This is a genomic window from Streptomyces solitudinis (genome assembly GCF_036323765.1).
In the GTDB taxonomy this organism is placed as follows: Bacteria; Actinomycetota; Actinomycetes; order Streptomycetales; family Streptomycetaceae; genus Streptomyces.
Genome location: NZ_JAZDCW010000003.1, coordinates 63,863 through 81,159, shown reverse-complemented (window position 1 = coordinate 81,159; position 17,297 = coordinate 63,863). Strand labels below are relative to the sequence as shown.

Below are 17,297 nucleotides of genomic sequence, written 5' to 3'. Positions count from 1 at the left end.
CGGTCAGAACAGCTTGCCCGGGTTCAGGAGGTTCAGCGGGTCGAAGACCTGTTTGACGCCCCGCTGGAGTTCCAGGTTCAGCGGTCCCAGTTCCCGGGCCAGCCACTCCTTCTTGAGCAGCCCGACGCCGTGCTCCCCGGTGATGGTCCCGCCCAGCCGCAGGCCCAGCGCCATGATCTCGTCGAAGGACGCCCGGGCCCTGGCGCTCTCGTCGGCGTCGGACGCGTCGAAGCACACGGTGGGGTGGGTGTTGCCGTCGCCCGCGTGGGCGCAGACGCCGATGGTGAGGCCGTGCCGCCCGGCGATGGCCTCGACGCCCGTGAGCATCTCGGCGAGCCGGGAGCGGGGCACGCACACGTCGTCGATCATCGTGGCGCCCTTGACCTTCTCCAGCGCGACGAGGGCGGAGCGCCGGGCCTGGAGCAGCAGCGCGGACTCCGCCGGGCTGTCGGCGGGCACCACCTCGGTGGCCCCCGCGTCCCGGCACAGCGCGGCGACGGAGGCGAGGTCGGCGGCCGGGTCCGGGGTGTCGAAGGCGGCGAGCAGCAGCGCCCCGGTCGTCTCGGGCAGCCCCATGCGGGTGAGGTCGTTGACGGCGCGCAGCGTGGTGCGGTCCATCAGCTCCAGCAGGGCCGGGGTGTGGCCCGGGCCACCCCGGCCGTCCCCGGCCATGATGCGGCACACCGCGTCGCAGGCCGCCTCGGGCGAGGGGAACTCGGCCGCGAGCACGAGCTGTCCGGGCGGGGTGGGCCGCAGCGCCAGCACGGCCCGCACGACGACGCCGAGGGTGCCCTCGGAGCCCACGAACAGCCGGGTGAGGTCGTAGCCGGCGACGCCCTTGGCGGTGCGGCGCCCGGTGGACAGCAGCCGCCCGTCGGCCAGGACGACGTCCAGCCCGAGCACGTACTCGGCCGTGACGCCGTACTTCACGCAGCACAGCCCGCCGGAGGCCGTCCCGATGTTGCCGCCGATCGTGCACTCCTCCCAGCTGGAGGGGTCCGGCGGGTAGGTCAGGCCCACCTCGGCGACGGCGCGGGACAGGTCGGCGTTGACGACGCCGGGTTCCACGACGGCGATCCGGTCGACGGCGCTGATCTCCAGGATGCGGTCCATCCGCACCAGGGAGAGCACGATGCAGCCGTCCGCGGCGTTGGCCGCGCCGGACAGCCCGGTGCGGGCGCCCTGCGGCACGACGGGGGTGCGGGTGGCGGTGGCGGTGCGCATCACGTGCCGCACCTGCTCGACGGTGCGCGGCAGGACGACGGCCGCCGGTGTGCCCGCCGGGCAGAACCCGGCCATGTCCCGGGCGTAGCCGCGCAGGACGTCGGGGTCGGTGAGGACGGCCTCGGCGGGCAGTCCCTCCCTGAGCTGTTCGGTGACGGAGCCCATGGGCCTCAGCGTGGCACCACCGGACGCCGCCGACAACGCCCCGGCCCCGGAAGGCCGTGTCCGTGCCACCCGTCCGGCCCGCGGGCGCGTGCCCCCCTCGGGCCGGACGGCCGGCGTGGCGCGTGCCGGACGGCCGGCGGCGCCGGGCTCCGGACGGTCAGCGTGCCGGGCCCGCGGTCACAGGTTGCCGCGGCGGTCCTGCTCCCGCTCGATCGCCTCGAAGAGCGCCTTGAAGTTGCCCTTGCCGAAGCCCATCGAGCCGTGCCGCTCGATCATCTCGAAGAACACGGTCGGCCGGTCCTGCACCGGCTTGGTGAAGATCTGGAGCAGGTAGCCGTCCTCGTCGCGGTCGGCCAGGATGCGCAGCTCGCGCAGGTCGTCCAGCGGTACCCGGGTCTCGCCGACCCACTCGCCGAGCGTGTCGTAGTAGGCGTCGGGGACGTTGAGGAACTCCACGCCCGCCGCCCGCATGGCGCGCACGGTGGAGACGATGTCGTTCGTGGCCAGCGCGATGTGCTGGACGCCGGGCCCGCCGTAGAACTCCAGGTACTCGTCGATCTGCGACTTCTTCTGCGCGATCGCCGGCTCGTTGATCGGGAACTTCACCTTCTTGGTGCCGTCCGCGACGACCTTCGACATCAGCGCCGAGTACTCGGTGGCGATGTCGTCGCCGACGAACTCCTTCATGTTGGTGAAGCCCATGACCTCGTTGTAGAAGGTCACCCACTCGTTCATGCGGCCGAGTTCGACGTTGCCGACGCAGTGGTCGATGGCCTGGAAGACCCGCTTGGCCGGGGGCGCGACGATCGGGTCCGCGGCGGTGAAGCCCGGCAGGTAGGGGCCGTCGTAGCCGGAGCGCTCCACGAGGGTGTGCCGGGTCTCGCCGTAGGTGGCGATGGCGGCGAGCACGACGGTGCCGTGCTCGTCCTTCAGCTCGTGGGGCTCGGTCAGCCCCGTCGCGCCGTGCTCGACGGCGTAGGCGTAGGCGGCACGGGCGTCCGGCACCTCGATGGCCAGGTCCACGACGCCGTCCCCGTGTTCGGCGACGTGCCGGGCGAGGAAGCGGCCCCGCTCCGTGACCGGTTTGATGACCGAGGTCAGCACGAACCGGGCCGCTCCGGACTCCAGGACGTAGCTGGCCGTCTCCCGGTTGCCGTTCTCCGGTCCGGAGTAGGCGACCAGGCGCATGCCGAAGGCCGTGGCGTAGTAGTGCGCCGCCTGCTTGGCGTTGCCGACGGCGAAGACGACCGCGTCCATCCCCTTGACCGGGAAGGGGTAGTCCTGCCGCGCGGTCTGGAGGGTCTCAAGGGTCTCAGTCATGGCCGCAGCGTCTCTCCGTTCCACAGGGTGCGCAACAGTTCCGGCAACGGGTGGGCATTCTGTACAGTCGGTCCGCGCCAGCACCGGGCGATCTGTACACAATGACCACGGAGCGCGGCCCTCCGGGGCCGGTGGGGGGCGGGACGATGGGTGTCGACGCGCTGGACGGCCGGCTGCTGGAACTGCTGGCGCACGAACCGCGCATCGGGGTGCTGGAGGCGTCCCGGCGGCTGGGGGTGGCGCGCGGGACGGTGCAGGCGCGGCTGGACCGCCTGCGGGCCTCGGGCGTGATCCGGGGGTTCGGCCCGGACGTCGATCCGGCCGCGCTCGGCTACCCGGTGACGGCGTTCGCCACGCTGGAGATTAAGCAGGGCCAGGGCGCGGACGTCCGGGCCCACCTGTCGGGCGTGCCGGAGGTGCTGGAGCTGCACACGATCACCGGCCACGGGGACATGCTGTGCCGCCTGGTGGCCCGGTCCAACGCCGATCTCCAGCGGGTCATCGACCGGGTCGTGGGCTTCGAGGGCATCGTGCGGGCGTCCACCGCGATCGTCATGGAGAACCCGGTGCCGCTGCGCATCGTCCCGCTGGTGCGCCGGGCCTCGGGCCTGGCGTGAGGCGGCGTCAGCAGCGCGGCGGTTCCTCCCCCTCGCGCAGCGCCGCGAGGGCGTCCAGGGCGCCGTCCAGAGTGCGGACGGGGACGAGCCGCAGGCCCTCGGGCCGTTCGGAGCGGGCCTCGGCGCACTCGGCCTCGGGGACGAGGAAGACCTCGGCCCCGTCGCGGGCGGCGGCCTGCGTCTTCAGCGGTACGCCGCCGACCGGCCCGACGGTGCCGTCCTCGTCGATGGTGCCCGTCCCCGCGACGGTGCGCCCGCCGGTGAGGCCGCCGCCGTTCCCGTCGCCCTCGACCGCGTCGACGATGCCGAGCGCGAACAGCAGCCCGGCGCTGGGCCCGCCGATCTCGTCCAGGCGCAGGCGGACGGTGACGTCGCCGCCGCTGAGGCCGAGTTCGGCGAGGGCCGCCCGGACGGCGGCCTCCTGGGAGCGGGCCATCTGCCCGGAGTTGTAGTCGCGGATCTCCTCGGTGGAGTCGCCCACCGGGTACACGACGTCGCGCGGCATGACGGCGCGGTCGGTGGCGAACCAGCCGCCCAGCACGTCGGCGAGCCGCACCGTGGCGTCCGGCGAGGTGGCCGCGATGGTGGTCATCAGCAGTGCGCCGTCCGGCTCGCGCGGCTCGCCCGCGCCGGGGCCGGTGACGGTGATGACCGGCCGCCCCTCGTGCTCGCCGCCCACGTCCGCGGTGACGCCCGGGTGGGCGAGGGTGTACGGCAGCGGGGCGAGCGCGGTGAGGGCGAACAGGGCCAGGAGCAGGGCGGCGCACACGGCGAGCACCGGGCGGCGGCGGGACGCGAGTGCGGAGATCACCGCGCCATCCTAGGGAAGCGCCCGGAGCCCGCCCGCCCCGGGCACGTCCGCCGCCCTCAGCGCAGGGCGTCGGCGACCTCCCGGGCAGCGGCGACGACCCGGTCGCCCACCTTCTCCGGCACCGACTCCGAGAGCATCACCACGCCGACGCTGCCCTCGATCCCGGCGACGCCCAGCAGCGGCGCGGCGGCACCGCTGGCCCCGGCCTCCAGTTCGCCGTGGGTGAGCACGTACCCGTCGGTCGGCTCCTGGCCGGGCCGCCGTCCGGCGAGGATGGCGCGGCCCGCCGCGCCCCGGTCCAGCGGGTGGCGGAAGCCGGGGCGGTAGGCGACGTGGTAGTCGGTCCAGCTCGGTTCGACGACGGCCACGGCCAGGGCGTCGGCGCCGTCCACGAGGGTGAGGTGGGCGGTCGCCCCGACCTCCTCGGCCAGCGCGCGCAGCGACGGCAGCGCCGCCTCCCGCACGAGCGGGTGCACCTGGCGGCCCAGGCCGAGGACGCCGAGGCCCACGCGGGCCCGGCCGCCGAGGTCGCGGCGTATGAGGGAGTGCTGCTCCAGGGTGGCGAGCAGCCGGTAGATCACCGTCCGGTTGACTCCGAGCTTGTTGGACAGCTCGGTGACGGTCAGTCCGTGGTCGGTGTCGGCGAGGAGCTTGAGGACCCGAAGGCCCCGGTCGAGCGTCTGAGAGGTCTCCGCGGTCACGACGCCCCCTTCTCGGGTGGGGTGCCGACGGCCTGCCGCACGTCAGGTGCGTGTCCCGCTGCCGGTCCCGCGACAACGAGAAGGGGAGGCCACCGGGCGCTGGCAGGGCCGCACCGGCTGCGCTCCGGGGCGACGCTGCCACGGGGCGTGTGCGTGACCGAAACTTAGCGACCGGCTCCGCTCTCCGGAAGACTCCGTCCAGAATCCGGTCACACACCGACCAACTCTGGCCCTGGTTTTGCGCTTCTTGTCCGAAAGGTTTCGCTCTGCACCGTCCGGCGACCGGTTCCGACCGGGCTCCGATCAGCGCATACGCGTGGCCCACTCGCGCACCTTGGCGACCCGCTGCCGGAGCTGGCCCGCCGTCGCCTCGGCGGTCGGCGGCCCGCCGCAGGTGCGGCGCAGCTCGGTGTGGATGACGCCGTGCGGCTTGCCGCTCTGGTGCGCGTACGCGCCGACGAGGGAGTTGAGCTGCTTGCGCAGCTCCAGCAGCTCCTTGTGCGTGACCACCGGGCGCCGCTCGGCCGGGACCTCCAGCAGGTCCGCCTCCTCGTCCGGCCGCCGGCGGCTGTGCGCGATCTGCCGGGCCTGCCGCTTCTGGAGCAGCATCTGCACCTGGTCGGGCTCCAGCAGCCCCGGGATGCCCAGGTAGTCCTGCTCCTCCTCCGAACCCGGGTGCGCCTGCATGCCGAACTCGGCGCCGTCGTACATGACGCGGTCGAAGACCGCGTCCGACTCCAGCGCCTCGAAGGGCAGCGCGTCCTGCTCGCCGGTGTCCTCGTCCTGCTGCCGCTCGGCCTCGGCGAGGAGGTCCGCCTCCGGCGCGTACGGGTCCTCGTCGCCCGCCTTCTTCGGCTTGTCGAGCACGTGGTCGCGCTCGACCTCCATCTCGTGCGCGAAGCCGAGCAGCATGGGGATCGTCGGCAGGAAGACCGACGCCGTCTCCCCGCGCCGCCGGGAACGGACGAACCGGCCCACGGCCTGCGCGAAGAACAGCGGCGTGGAGATCGTCGTCGCGTAGACCCCGACCGCCAGACGCGGCACGTCCACGCCCTCGGAGACCATGCGCACGGCGACCATCCAGCGGTCCTCGGAGCGGCCGAAGTCCTCGATGCGCTGCGAGGCCCCGGTGTCGTCGGACAGCACGACCGTCGGGCCGTGCCCGGTGATCTGGCGCAGCAGCTTGGCGTAGGCGCGGGCGGAGTCCTGGTCGCTGGCGATCACCAGCCCGCCCGCGTCCGGGATGGCCTTGCGGACCTCGGTGAGCCGGTGGTCGGCGGCGCGCAGCACGCTGGGCATCCACTCGCCGCGCGGGTCCAGCGCGGTGCGCCACGCCTGCGAGACGGCGTCCTTGGTCATCGGCTCGCCGAGCCGGGCGGCCACCTCGTCCCCGGCCTTGGTGCGCCAGCGCATGTTGCCGCTGTAGGAGAGGAAGATGACCGGCCGCACGACGCCGTCGCCCAGCGCGCTGCCGTAGCCGTAGGTGTAGTCGGCCACCGAGCGGCGGATGCCGTCGCCGCCCTCGGCGTAGGTGACGAACGGAATGGGGTTGGTGTCCGAGCGGAACGGCGTACCGGTGAGGGCCAGGCGCCGCGTCGCGGGCTCGAACGCCTCCGAGCACGCCTCGCCCCACGACTTGCTGTCGCCCGCGTGGTGGATCTCGTCCAGGATGACGAGCGTCTTGCGCTGCTCGCAGCGGTTGCGGTGCAGCATGGGCCGCACTCCGACGCCCGCGTAGGTGACGGCGACCCCGTGGTACTCCCGCCCGAGCGGCCCCGCGCTGTACTCCGGGTCCAGTTTGATCCCCACCCGCGCCGCGGCCTCCGCCCACTGCTTCTTCAGGTGCTCGGTGGGCGCGACGACGGTGACCTGCTGCACGACGTGGTGGTGCAGCAGCCACGACGCGAGGGTGAGCGCGAACGTCGTCTTGCCCGCGCCCGGCGTCGCCACGGCGAGGAAGTCCCGCGGCTGCTGTTCCAGGTAGCGGTCCATCGCGCCCTGCTGCCAGGCGCGCAGCTTGCCGGCCGTGCCCCAGGGGGCGCGGCCGGGGAAGGCCGGGGAGAGATGGGAGGTGGTAGTCACGGTCTCCGCGAGAGGGGTCGGCGCCACGGACCGCGCCAGCCTAACCGCTCCCCCGCGCCCTCCCGCCCACCGGCCCCGGGCCGGGCACGGGCCCGGGGCCGGTGGCGGTCAGGGGGCGACGATGGTGGCGGGACGGATGGGGAGGCGGTTGACCGGGCGGCCGGTGGCGGCGCGGACGGCGGCGGCGACCGCCGCCGGGGCCACCACGAGCGGGACGGCGCTGACGGACTTCGCGCCGAACGGGGCCACCACGTCCCGCTCCTCGACCAGCTTGACGATCCGCGTCCGTGGCGCGTCCAGCGCCGTCGGCAGGGCGTAGCCGGTGAAGTCGGGGTGGCGCACCACGCCGCGGGCCACCCGCAGGTGCTCGGTGAGGGCGGCGCCGACGCCCTGGGTGAGGCCCGCCTCGATGCGCGCCCGGCACTGCGCCGGGTTCAGCACCCGGCCGACGTCCTGCGCGACGGCCAGCTCCACCACGCGGACGGACCCCAGCTCGATGTCCACGTCCACCACCGCCCGGATCGCGGCGAAGGCCAGCCCCACGAAGGCGTCGCCCTGCCCGGTGTCGTCCAGTGGCTCCGTCGGGTGCGGGCGGCACTGCGCGGTGGCCCACAGCTCCTTGCCGTCCAGCGCCTCGGCGACGGTCGTGGACAGCACCCCGTCGTAGGAGGTGATCTTGCCGTCGGCGATGGACAGCAGCTCCGTGGACATGCCGAACGTCGCGGCGAGCGGCTGGAGCAACTGGGTGCGCACCATCTTCGCGGCCCGCTCCACCGCCCCCGCGGAGACCCAGGTGTGCCGCCCCCGCGCGCCGGGGCCGGCCGGGGGCTGGTCGGTGTCCACCGGCGCGACGCGCACCTCGTCGACGCCGAGCACCTCCTGCACGATCTGCCGGGCGAGCGTGGCGAAGCCCTGGCCCGTCTCGACGGCCGCGCACAGGACCGTCGCCACCGGCCCCTCCACCTTCACCGTCGCCGTGGACACCTCGTCCGCGCCCTCCGCACCGAGCAGGTGCACCATGCCGAGCGCGTGGCCGACGCCGCGCCGCACCGCGCCGGGCTCGCCCGCGCCTCCCGGGCCGCCGGGCAGCAGCCACTCGTCCTGGGGGCTGTCCTTGGGCAGCGGCGGCAGCGGCTCGTCCCGCACGGCGCTCAGCAGCTCGGCGACGGGCGCCGGGCAGGTGACCGTCTGCCCGGTGGGCAGCAGGTCGCCGGTGGCCATGACGTTGCGGGCGCGCAGCTCGGCCGGGTCCATGCCGAGGGCGGCGGCCAGCTTGTCCATCTGGCCCTCGTAGGCGGCGCACACCTGCAACGCGCCCTCGCCGCGCACGTGGCCCGCGGGCGGGTTGTTCGTGCGCACGGCCCAGCCGTCGATGACGGCGTGCGGGACGACGTAGGGCCCGGCGGCGAACGCCACGGCCGCCGCCAGGGCCTCGTGCGAACCGTCGGAGTAGGCGCCGGCGTCCATGAGGATCTGCGCCTCGACCTTGAGCAGCTTGCCCTCGGCGTCGGCGTGGTGCCGGTAGCGCAGCAGCGTGGGGTGCCGGTGGGCGTGCCCGAGGAAGGACTCCTCGCGCCCGGCGGCGAGCTTGACCGGGCAGCCGGTGCGCAGCGCCAGCAGGCCCAGCGGGATCTGGACGCTCAGGTCCTCGCGGTCGGCCATCGCGCCCGGCACCCCGGTGACGACGACCTTGACCTGCTCGGCCGGCAGGCCGAAGCAGGCCGCGACGCGGTCCCGGTCGGTGTGCGGGTCGGTGGAGGCGGTGTACAGCTCCACGCCGCCGTCCGGACGGGGCACGGCGAGCCCCGCCTCCGCGCCGATGGGCGCCGGGTCCTGGCGGCCGACGCGGTACAGGCCCTCCACGACGACCTCGCCGGTGATCTCCGCGTCGCCGTAGCGCAGCGGCAGGTGTCTGACGATGTTGCCGTCCGGGTGCAGCGGCCCGGCCTCGAACGCCTGCTCCGGGTCCGTGACGGGGTCGAGCACCTCGTACTCGACGGCGATCGCGGCCGCCGCGAGCCGCGCCGTGTCGGGGTGGTCGGCGGCGACGGCGGCGATCGGCTCCCCGTAGTGCCGCACCACCTCGTGGGCGAACGCGGGACGGTCGGCGATGCCGCGTCCGTGGTGGGGGTCGCCGGGGACGTCGGCGTGGGTGACGACGGCCCGGACGCCGGGCATGGCCGCGGCCTGGGCGGTGTCGACGGCGACGATGCGGGCGTGCGGGTGCGGGGCGCGCAGCACGGCCGCCCACAGCAGGCCCTCGGCCCACAGGTCGGCGGCGTAGGGGTAGGTGCCCTGCGCCTTCGCCAGCGCGTCGGCGGGCTCCAGCGAGGCGCCGAGGCCGTGCGGCTCCTCGGGCGGGGGCGGCGGGAGCGGGGTGCCCTGCGCGGGCGTCGCGGTCACCGCGTCCTGTGACGTCACTGCGCGCCTCCCTCGTCGGCGGGCCCGGCCTGGTGCGGAATGCGGGTCCCGACGCCGTCCGTGCCGCCGCCCGCCGGGGTGCCGGCGGGCGGCGTCCCGGCGGGCGGGGTGCCGGAGCCGTTCCCGTCGCCCGCACCGGGGACGTCCGTGCGCCCGGGGCGGGCCGCGCGTTCGGCGGCCACCTCGCGGACGGCGTCGATGACGCCACGGTAGCCGGAACAGCGGCAGAGGTTGCCGCACAGGGCGGTGCGGATCTCCAGCTCGGTCGGGTCGTGGTTGCCCTCCAGCAGGTCGTGCGCCGTCATCGCCATGCCGGGGACGCAGAACCCGCACTGCACGCGGGAGTGCCGGGCCAGCGCCCGCTGCACGTCGGAGGGCGTGCCCTGCTCGGCCAGCCCCTCGACGGTGCGGATCTCGCTGCCGGCCGCCGTCGCGGCGGGGACCAGGCAGGACGCGACGAGGCGGCCGTCCACCTGCACCGAGCAGGCGCCGCACTCGCCCTGCGAGCAGCCGTCCTTGGCCCCGGCGAGGCCGAGCCGCTCGCGCAGCACGTACAGCAGGGACTCGCCGATCCACACGTCGTGCACGTGCCGCTCGGCCCCGTTGACGTGCAACGGGTAGGAGGTGAGCGGGTGTTCCGTCTCGGGGACGGGCGCGGGCGCGACGGGGACGGGCTCGGGCCCGACGGCCGCGGGACCGGTGCCGGCGGGTTCGGCGTCCTTGGGCGCGGCGTCCCCGGGCGCGGGGCCGTCCGGCGCGGGGAGCGGGCCGGGCGCGGGGAGCGCGTCCGGTCCGGGGAGCGGGTCCGGTCCGGGGAGCGCGTCCGGCTCCGGCGGCTGGCTCCCGAACGGTTCCGCGGGGGCCGTGTCCGCCTGGAGCCGCCCCTCGTGCGAACCGGCCAGCGCCGCCGCGGCGGCCTGCCCCGTGGCGGGGAACGCCGTCCGCTCCGGCTCCGTCCCGTAGGCCGTCCCGTACTCCGCGTCGGGCTCGGCGGGGGCGGGCGCGAACGGCAGCGTCCACTGCCCGGTGGCGGCCGGGTCGGTCCCGGCGACCGGCGTGGGCGGCGGGATGACCGGCGGCTCCCAGCCCTGCCCGGTGCCGGGCGCGGCCAGCGGCGTCTGCTCCGGGTACCCGGCGTCGGCGCCGGCGTCGTAGTCCGGGTGGCCGGGCTGTCCGGAGGGCGGGAGCTGGATGAACGCGGTGGCGTCCGCGTCGTACTCGCCGCCCCAGGCGTCCCGCGGCGGCGCGGACGGCGGCGGTCCGGACGGCTGGGCGGAGGGGTTCCGGTCCTCGGAACGGTCGTCGGTGCTCATGCGAGCGCCCTCCCCAGTGCTCGGCGGGCCAGTGCCGCCACGGTGCGCCGCAGCCGGAGCGCGGCGGCCGGAAGTTCCGGGACCTGTCCGCCGCCGGGGTCGGGCGCCGGGTCGGGGATGCAGGCCATCGCCACGTACTCCCCGAAGGCGGTCAGCGCCTGGGGGGCGAGCGCGACGGCGCCCTTCTCCCGCACCACCGACCAGTCGATCAGCGACGCCACCCAGCTCTCGGCCTCCAGCGGGCGCAACGGCATCGGGGCGATGGCCCCGATCGCGCACCGCACCCCGCGCCGTGCCGGGTCGAGCACCACGGCGGCCGAGGCGACGGCGCGGCTCGGGCCGGTGCGCCCGGTGGCCTTGAGGAACGTCTGCGGGGCGTGCAGCAGCGGCACCCGGAGGTAGCCCACGACCTCGCCGGGGCCGAGCAGGGCCCGTCCGGTCAGCAGGTCGTCGACGGGCAGCTCGCGGCGCACGCCGCCGGGTGCGGCGATGACGAGGGTGGCCTCCAGCGCGGCCAGCACCGGCAGGGTGTCACCGGTGGGCGCGGAGCTGACGACGTTGCCGCCGAGGGTGCCCGCGTTGCGCGTCTGCGGCGGTCCCGCGGCGCGGGCGGCGGCGGCGAGCGCGGGGAAGAGGGCGGCGAAGTCGGGGCGGCCCATGCGGGCGTGGGTGAGCCCGGCACCGAGCACCCCGTGCCCGTCCTGGTACTCCCAGCCGCGGATCTCGCTGATGCGGCCGAGCCCCACCAGCGCGGCGGGGCGCAGCTGCCCGGCGTTGACGGCCACCATCAGGTCGGTGCCGCCGGCGACCGGCACGGCGGCGGGCATGGCGGTGAGGGCCGCCACGGCCTCGTCGAGTGTGGCCGGCAGGGTGACGGGACGCGTCACCCCTGGACCATGCGGCGCATGCGGTGCGTGCGTGCTCAATCCAGTGCCCCTTCCCGGTCTCCCGGCTGCCCAGCCGTACCGTACGTGCTGACAGCCCGGACGTGGCAACTCTGGCACATCTCCCGGCACCCGCCGCGCGCAGGTCGGCGGAGACCACCGGCGGCACGGCCGGGGGTCGCCGCACGCCCGCGGGGCGGGGGCGGGCTGGACGGCGCACGGGGCGCCGGGCGGGGGCCCGGCGCCGGAAACCACGCTTTCAGGGGGCGGGACGGCAAGGGGCGGAAGCGGGGCTCACACGATCGGGGGCTTCCCGTCGTGCGGGCGTCCGAGCACCCCGGGCCGCCGCTGCCAGGAGTGCGGCCCCGCCGGCGGGCGGTAGCCGACGCCGAGGGCGTCGAGGCGGGCGTAGTGGGCGCCGTCCATGCGGCGGGCGAAATCCGGCCAGGCGGGGCGGTCGGGGCCGCTCCACACGGTCTCCGCGAAGGCGGCCAGGCGCGGGAAGACCTGGTAGTCCAGGCGCTGCTGACTCTCCGCCACCTCCGTCCACATGTTGGCCTGCGCGCCGATGACGTGGCGCTCCTGCGGCGTCCCGGCCAGCTCGGGCGGCACCGGCTCGAAGGCGTGGACGTCGGCCAGGGTGCGGACGTAGCCGATCGGCACGGGTTCGTCCGCGCCCCCGTCCTGCCGGAAGTCGAGGTACACCTGCTGCTCGGGACACATCACCACGTCGTGCCCGGCCCGCGCGGCGGAGATGCCCCCGGCGTAGCCGCGCCAGGAGGACACGGCGGCACCCGCGCTGAGGCCCGTCGCGCCCCCGGTGCCGCCCTCCAGGATCTCGTCCCAGCCGATGAGGCGGCGGCCCCGGGCGGTCAGCCAGCGGTCGAAGTGCCGGATGAACCAGGACTGGAGCGCTTCCTCGTCCGGCAGGCCCAGCTCCCGCATCCGGGCCTGGGCGGCGGCGGAGGCCCGCCACTGGTCCTTGACGCACTCGTCGCCGCCGATATGGACGAACTTTGACGGGAACAGGCCGAGCACCTCCTCCAGCACGTTCTCGTAGAACCGCAGCACGGTGTCGGAGGGCGCCAGGACATTGGGGCTGACGCCCCAGTCCGTCCACACCTCCAGTGCGCCGGTGTCCACGGTGTCGGTGTTGCCCAGCTCCGGGTAGGCGGCGATGGCGGCCTGGGAGTGGCCGGGGATGTCGATCTCGGGGACGACGGTGATGTGCCGTTCGGCGGCGTAGGCGACGATCTCGCGGATGTCGTCCTGGGTGTAGCGCCCGCCGTGCGCCCGCTCGTCCCACAGGTCGGACGCGCGGTGGCCGACCCGGGTACGGCTGCGGCAGCCGCCGACCTGCGTCAGGCGCGGGTACCGCTCGATCTCGACGCGCCAGCCCTGGTCGTCGGTGAGGTGGAAGTGGAAGACGTTGAGCTTGTGCGCGGCCAGCAGGTCCAGGTACCGCAGCACGCCCTCCTTGGGGGTGAAGTGCCGGGAGACGTCCAGCATGAAGCCGCGCCAGCTGAACCGGGGGGCGTCGCTCACGGAGACGCACGGCACGGTCCACCGCCGGTCCGCGCCGAGCGGGGCGCGGCGGAACGCGGCCGGGTCCAGGAGCTGGCGGAACGTCTGGGCGGCCCAGAACAGCCCGGCCGCGTCGGCCCCTTCCAGCAGGACGCCGGTCTCCTCCACCGTCAGCCGGTAGCCCTCGGGGCCGAGTCCGCCGGCGTCCCCGCCCGCGCCGGACGGCGCGAGGGCGAGCCGGAGCGTGTTCTCCGCCGCGTCGCCGGGGGCGAGCGGCAGGCCGGTGGCGGACCCGACCGACGTGCGCAGCCAGCGGGCCACGCCCTCGGTGCCGGGCGGCGCCGCGATGACCGTGCCCGCGTCGAGGACGAAGGCCGGGTCCGCGGCGCCATCGGGTGCGGCGGCGGTGTAGGAGCGGGGGGCGGGGACGAGGAGGGAGGCGTCTGACGCGCCGGGGTGCGTGTTCACGTGGTGTCAGTCCTTCACCGCGCCGCCGAGCCCGGAGACCAGGCGGCGCTGTACGAGTACGAAGAAGACGAGGACCGGGAGGGTCATGACCGTCGAGGCGGCCATCACTCCGCCCCAGTCGGGTGTCTCGGAGTCGAAGAAGACCAGCAGGGCCATCGGCAGGGTGGAGTTCTCCGTGGCCGAGATGATGAACGACTTGGCGAACAGGAAGTCGTTCCACGCCGAGATGAACGAGAAGACGCTCACGGCGGCGAGCCCGGGGAAGACGAGCGGGAAGAGGATCTGCCACAGGAACCGGGTGCGGCTGGCGCCGTCGATGAACGCCTGTTCCTCCAGCGCCTCCGGCACCGCCTTGACGAAGCCGCGCAGCATCCAGATCGCGAAGGGCAACGAGAACGCCAGGTGCGGCAGGACGAGCGAGCCGAGCGTGTTGAGCAGCCCGGCGTCGCGCATGAGGAAGAACATCGGGATGGTCAGCGCCTCGATGGGCACCATCTGCGCGATGAGGAACATGATCAGCAGCGTGGTGCGGAACCGGAAGCGGAAGCGGGTGACGGCGGTGGCGGCGAGGAACGCGATGAGCGCGGAGGCGACGACCACGGCGCCGGCCACGGCGAGGCTGTTGAGGAAGTAGCGGCCGAGGTCCTGGTTCTCGAAGACGCGCCGGAAGGAGTCCAGGGTGGGCTCCAGCGTCCAGGGGCGCGGCCGGTCCGACTGCACCTCGCCCGCCGGCTTCACCGCCGAGAGCACCATCCAGTACAGCGGGAACGCCACGAGCAGGGCGACCGCCACGGCGGCGGCCTCGGCGGCCAGCCGCCACGGCCGGGCGGGCCGCAGCCGGGCCGCCGCCGCGCGCAGCAGCGGCGTACGGGCGGGCGCGGTGACCGGCAGCGCCTCGGCGGGCGCGGCCGGAACGGATGCGGCTTCCGCGGAGCCGTCGCGGGCGGCCGCGGACCCGTCGCCGGCGGGTCCGCCGGATGCCCGGTGCGCCGGGGCGCTCACAGTTCCTCCCCGCTCCGCCGGACGATGCGCAGGTAGACGAGCGTCACCGCCAGCAGGATCAGCAGCATGACGACGCCGATGGCCGACCCGAGGCTGTACTGCGAGGAGGCGAACGCCTTCTGGTAGGCGTAGACGTTGAGCACCAGGTTCTGGCCCGCGACACCGCCGCCGCCGGTCATGACGTAGATCTGCGTGAACACCTTGAAGTCCCAGATGATCGACTGGATCGTCACCACGACGAGGATCGGGCGCAGCATCGGCGCCATGACGCTGCGCCAGACGCGCCAGGTGGAGGCGCCGTCCAGTGCGGCGGCCTCCAGCACCTCGGAGGGGATGGCCCGGATGCCCGCGTACATGGTCACCATGACGAACGGGAACGAGCACCACACCACCTCGAACAGCACCAGGGCGAAGGCGCTGTACCTGCCGTACGTCCAGGAGAACCCGTCGAGGCCGAGCACCCGGTTGACCGGGCCGAAGTCCGGGTCGAACAGGAACACCCACACCGTCGATCCGGTGATGGCCGGGGTGGCCCAGGCGCCGAGCGCGGCGAACATGAGCAGCAGCCGGGGCACCGCCCGCACCCGGGTCAGCAGGACGGCCAGGGCGCAGCCCACCGCGAGGGTGCCCACGACGCAGGCGGCGGCGAAGACGACCGTGGCGGCCAGCACGCTCCAGAACTGGCCGTCGCGCAGCAGCGTCGCGTAGTTGGCCAGCCCCTGGAAGCTCGTCGGCTCCCCGCCGCTGACCTGCGCCTGGGTGTACTCCAGCAGGGAGATCAGGCCCAGCTGGTAGACCGGGTAGACCAGCAGCCCGGCCAGGACGACGAGCGCGGGGGCGAGGTAGAGCCAGGGCGTCCAGCCGCTCCGGCGCGGCCGGGCGGGCCTGCGGACGACCGCCCCCGCCGCCGCGCCCGGGCCCGCCACGCCCGTCGCCCCGGTCAACTCGCCGCCTGCCGGAACGCCTCGTCCATGGCCTCGGCGGCGTCCTCCGTGGCCGCCGCCACGTCCTTCCGGCCGCTGACGACCTCCTGGAACATCGTGGGCAGCACCTGGCCCGCGTCGATCTGCGCCCAGGCGGGCGTGGCGGGAACGAACCGGGCGCCGGCCGCGAGGGTGCGCACGAACGGCTCCACGAAGGGCTCCCGCTGCGCCACCTCCTCGCGCACGTCGGTGAAGGTCGGCAGGAAGCCCATGGCGTCGAACAGCTCGCGCTGGCTCTCCTTGCCCGCCAGCTCCCGCATCAGGTCGACGGCCAGGGTGCGGTGCGAACTGCTCTTCAGCATCCCGAGGTTGTTGCCGCCCGCGAACGCCGGGGCGATCTCGCCCTCGGTGGTGCCGGGCAGCGGGACGACCGCGTACGTGTCCTTGACCGGACCGGACTCGACGGCCTGGCGGCTGAAGTCGCCGGCGATGGCCATGGCGGCCTTCCCCCCGGCGAACGCCTCGACGGTGTCGTTGCCGGTCATCTGCGCGCACTGCCGCGCGGGGCAGTTGGCGTCGCCGAACAGGTCGGTGTAGGCGGTGACCCCGGCCTGCGAGGGCGCGTCGTCGAGGGCGGCGGTGTAGGCGCCGTCCCGCTCCTCGGCGACCTCGCCGCCGTGCGCCCACACGAAGGGCAGCGCGCCGTAGGTGTAGGCGCCGCCGACGGCGAGCCCGTAGAGGTCCGGCCGCTCGGCGCGGACGGCCTCGGCGGTCTCCCGCACCTGTGCCAGCGTGGCCGGCGGCTTGAGGCCGAGTTCGTCGAACACGTCGGTGCGGTAGTACAGCGCCCGCACGCCGACGAACAGCGGGACGCCGTAGACGCGGCCGTCCACGGTGACGGACTGCCGGGCGGTGGGGTCGGTGTCCGCGGCCTCGTCCCAGGCGGCGAACTCCTCGCTGATGTCGGCCAGTCCGCCGTCGCGCACGTAGCCGGCCGTGTCGGTGTTGCCGTACTCGACGAGGTCGGGCGCGGAGGCGGGGTCGTTGAACGCGGCCTTCATCCGCTCGGCGCGGCTGTCGGTGGGGATGTACCGCACGTCGACGCTGACGCCGTCGTGCCGGGCGGTGAACGCCTCCACCGCGGCGTCCACGACGCGCTCCTTGGGCTGGTTGTTCACCTCGCGGAACAGCCAGACGCGCAGCGTTCCGGTCTTCTTGTCCTCTCCCCCGCCGCCCCCGTCGGAGGTGGCGGGGGCACAGGCGGTGGCGGTCAGTCCGGCGAGGGCGAGGGCCGCGAGGGGCGCGGCGAGGCGGGCGGAGAGCTTCATGGGGGACTCCCGACGACGGGCGTTGCAATATGTGCAACCACTGTTTCGCTCTGCGCAAGAGGCTAGGCCGACGCGGCCCGCCACGACAAGAGGTCTCGACCATTCCGCCCGTCCGGAGCCGCCCGCCCGCACCCGGCCCCGGGCCGCGCGGACCGGGTCACGCGCGGCCCGGGCCGCCCACCTGACCGGCCGTCCCGGCCCCGGACGCCCGAAAGCCCGTCCGGATCACCGGACGGGCTCGGCGGACGCGGGGGCCGGGGGCGGGGTCAGCCGCTGCGGTCCCCCAGCTGGAACAGCAGGATCACGAAGAACGCGAAGACGTGCGTCGCCACCACGTAGATGAGCACGCGCAGCAGCACACGCCGTTCCTTCCAGCGCTCCGTCCCGCCACCTGTGACACCCATGCTCCCGCTCCCCTTCGCGTCCCGTCCCGCCACCCGCTCAGACGGCGGCCCCCGCAGCGCGCCGATGGCACACCGCGGGGGCCTCGGTACCGAGCCCGTACCGCCTACCG

General features: G+C 74.9%; 14 protein-coding genes. 1 reads left to right on the top strand and 13 read right to left on the bottom strand.

The window, feature by feature from the left end; all coding sequences use genetic code 11:
* Window positions 1-3 precede the first annotated feature (3 nt).
* Window positions 4-1,389, bottom strand: coding sequence for an FAD-binding oxidoreductase (locus V1J52_RS07880; protein ID WP_330138927.1), 1,386 nt, complete (start codon window positions 1,387-1,389; stop codon window positions 4-6).
* A gap of 177 nt (window positions 1,390-1,566) precedes the next feature.
* The gene (hppD, locus tag V1J52_RS07875; protein WP_330138926.1) at window positions 1,567-2,709 is read right to left on the bottom strand and encodes a 4-hydroxyphenylpyruvate dioxygenase; all 1,143 of its coding nucleotides are present in this window, start codon (window positions 2,707-2,709) and stop codon (window positions 1,567-1,569) included.
* A 146-nt stretch (window positions 2,710-2,855) separates the two neighbouring features.
* On the opposite strand from hppD, the gene V1J52_RS07870 reads away from it, so the two are divergent.
* Complete coding sequence (locus V1J52_RS07870) at window positions 2,856-3,326, top strand: Lrp/AsnC family transcriptional regulator (protein WP_330138925.1); 471 nt, start codon at window positions 2,856-2,858, stop codon at window positions 3,324-3,326.
* A 7-nt stretch (window positions 3,327-3,333) separates the two neighbouring features.
* On the opposite strand, the gene V1J52_RS07865 is transcribed toward V1J52_RS07870, so the two are convergent.
* The 11 genes from V1J52_RS07865 to V1J52_RS07815 all read right to left on the bottom strand — a co-directional run bounded on the left by V1J52_RS07865 (window position 3,334) and on the right by V1J52_RS07815 (window position 17,187).
* A complete protein-coding gene (locus V1J52_RS07865; RefSeq protein ID WP_330139533.1) occupies window positions 3,334-4,134 on the bottom strand; it encodes a S16 family serine protease in 801 nt (266 codons plus the stop codon).
* A gap of 59 nt (window positions 4,135-4,193) precedes the next feature.
* The gene (locus tag V1J52_RS07860) at window positions 4,194-4,838 is read right to left on the bottom strand and encodes an IclR family transcriptional regulator (RefSeq protein ID WP_330138924.1); all 645 of its coding nucleotides are present in this window, start codon (window positions 4,836-4,838) and stop codon (window positions 4,194-4,196) included.
* Window positions 4,839-5,141: 303 nt separating this feature from the next.
* Entirely contained in the window at window positions 5,142-6,947 is a 1,806-nt protein-coding gene (locus tag V1J52_RS07855; RefSeq protein WP_443075750.1) for a DEAD/DEAH box helicase, read from the bottom strand.
* Between the two features lie 81 nt (window positions 6,948-7,028).
* Complete coding sequence (locus V1J52_RS07850; RefSeq protein ID WP_443075749.1) at window positions 7,029-9,341, bottom strand: xanthine dehydrogenase family protein molybdopterin-binding subunit; 2,313 nt, start codon at window positions 9,339-9,341, stop codon at window positions 7,029-7,031.
* Entirely contained in the window at window positions 9,338-10,654 is a 1,317-nt protein-coding gene (locus tag V1J52_RS07845; protein ID WP_330138922.1) for a (2Fe-2S)-binding protein, read from the bottom strand. Before V1J52_RS07845 ends, V1J52_RS07850 begins: the two co-directional genes overlap by 4 nt.
* Window positions 10,651-11,580, bottom strand: a complete 930-nt coding sequence (locus tag V1J52_RS07840) for an FAD binding domain-containing protein (RefSeq protein ID WP_330138921.1) — start codon at window positions 11,578-11,580, stop codon at window positions 10,651-10,653. Before V1J52_RS07840 ends, V1J52_RS07845 begins: the two co-directional genes overlap by 4 nt.
* A 252-nt stretch (window positions 11,581-11,832) precedes the next feature.
* The gene (locus V1J52_RS07835) at window positions 11,833-13,530 is read right to left on the bottom strand and encodes a beta-N-acetylhexosaminidase (RefSeq protein WP_330138920.1); all 1,698 of its coding nucleotides are present in this window, start codon (window positions 13,528-13,530) and stop codon (window positions 11,833-11,835) included.
* 6 nt (window positions 13,531-13,536) lie between these two features.
* A complete protein-coding gene (locus V1J52_RS07830) occupies window positions 13,537-14,391 on the bottom strand; it encodes a carbohydrate ABC transporter permease (protein WP_330139531.1) in 855 nt (284 codons plus the stop codon).
* Between the two features lie 137 nt (window positions 14,392-14,528).
* Window positions 14,529-15,476, bottom strand: a complete 948-nt coding sequence (locus tag V1J52_RS07825) for a carbohydrate ABC transporter permease (protein WP_443075748.1) — start codon at window positions 15,474-15,476, stop codon at window positions 14,529-14,531.
* Complete coding sequence (locus V1J52_RS07820) at window positions 15,473-16,783, bottom strand: extracellular solute-binding protein (protein ID WP_330138919.1); 1,311 nt, start codon at window positions 16,781-16,783, stop codon at window positions 15,473-15,475. Before V1J52_RS07820 ends, V1J52_RS07825 begins: the two co-directional genes overlap by 4 nt.
* A gap of 266 nt (window positions 16,784-17,049) precedes the next feature.
* Window positions 17,050-17,187: a DUF6126 family protein gene (locus V1J52_RS07815; RefSeq protein ID WP_330138918.1), complete on the bottom strand. Its 138-nt coding sequence runs from the start codon at window positions 17,185-17,187 to the stop codon at window positions 17,050-17,052.
* Window positions 17,188-17,297 lie beyond the last annotated feature (110 nt).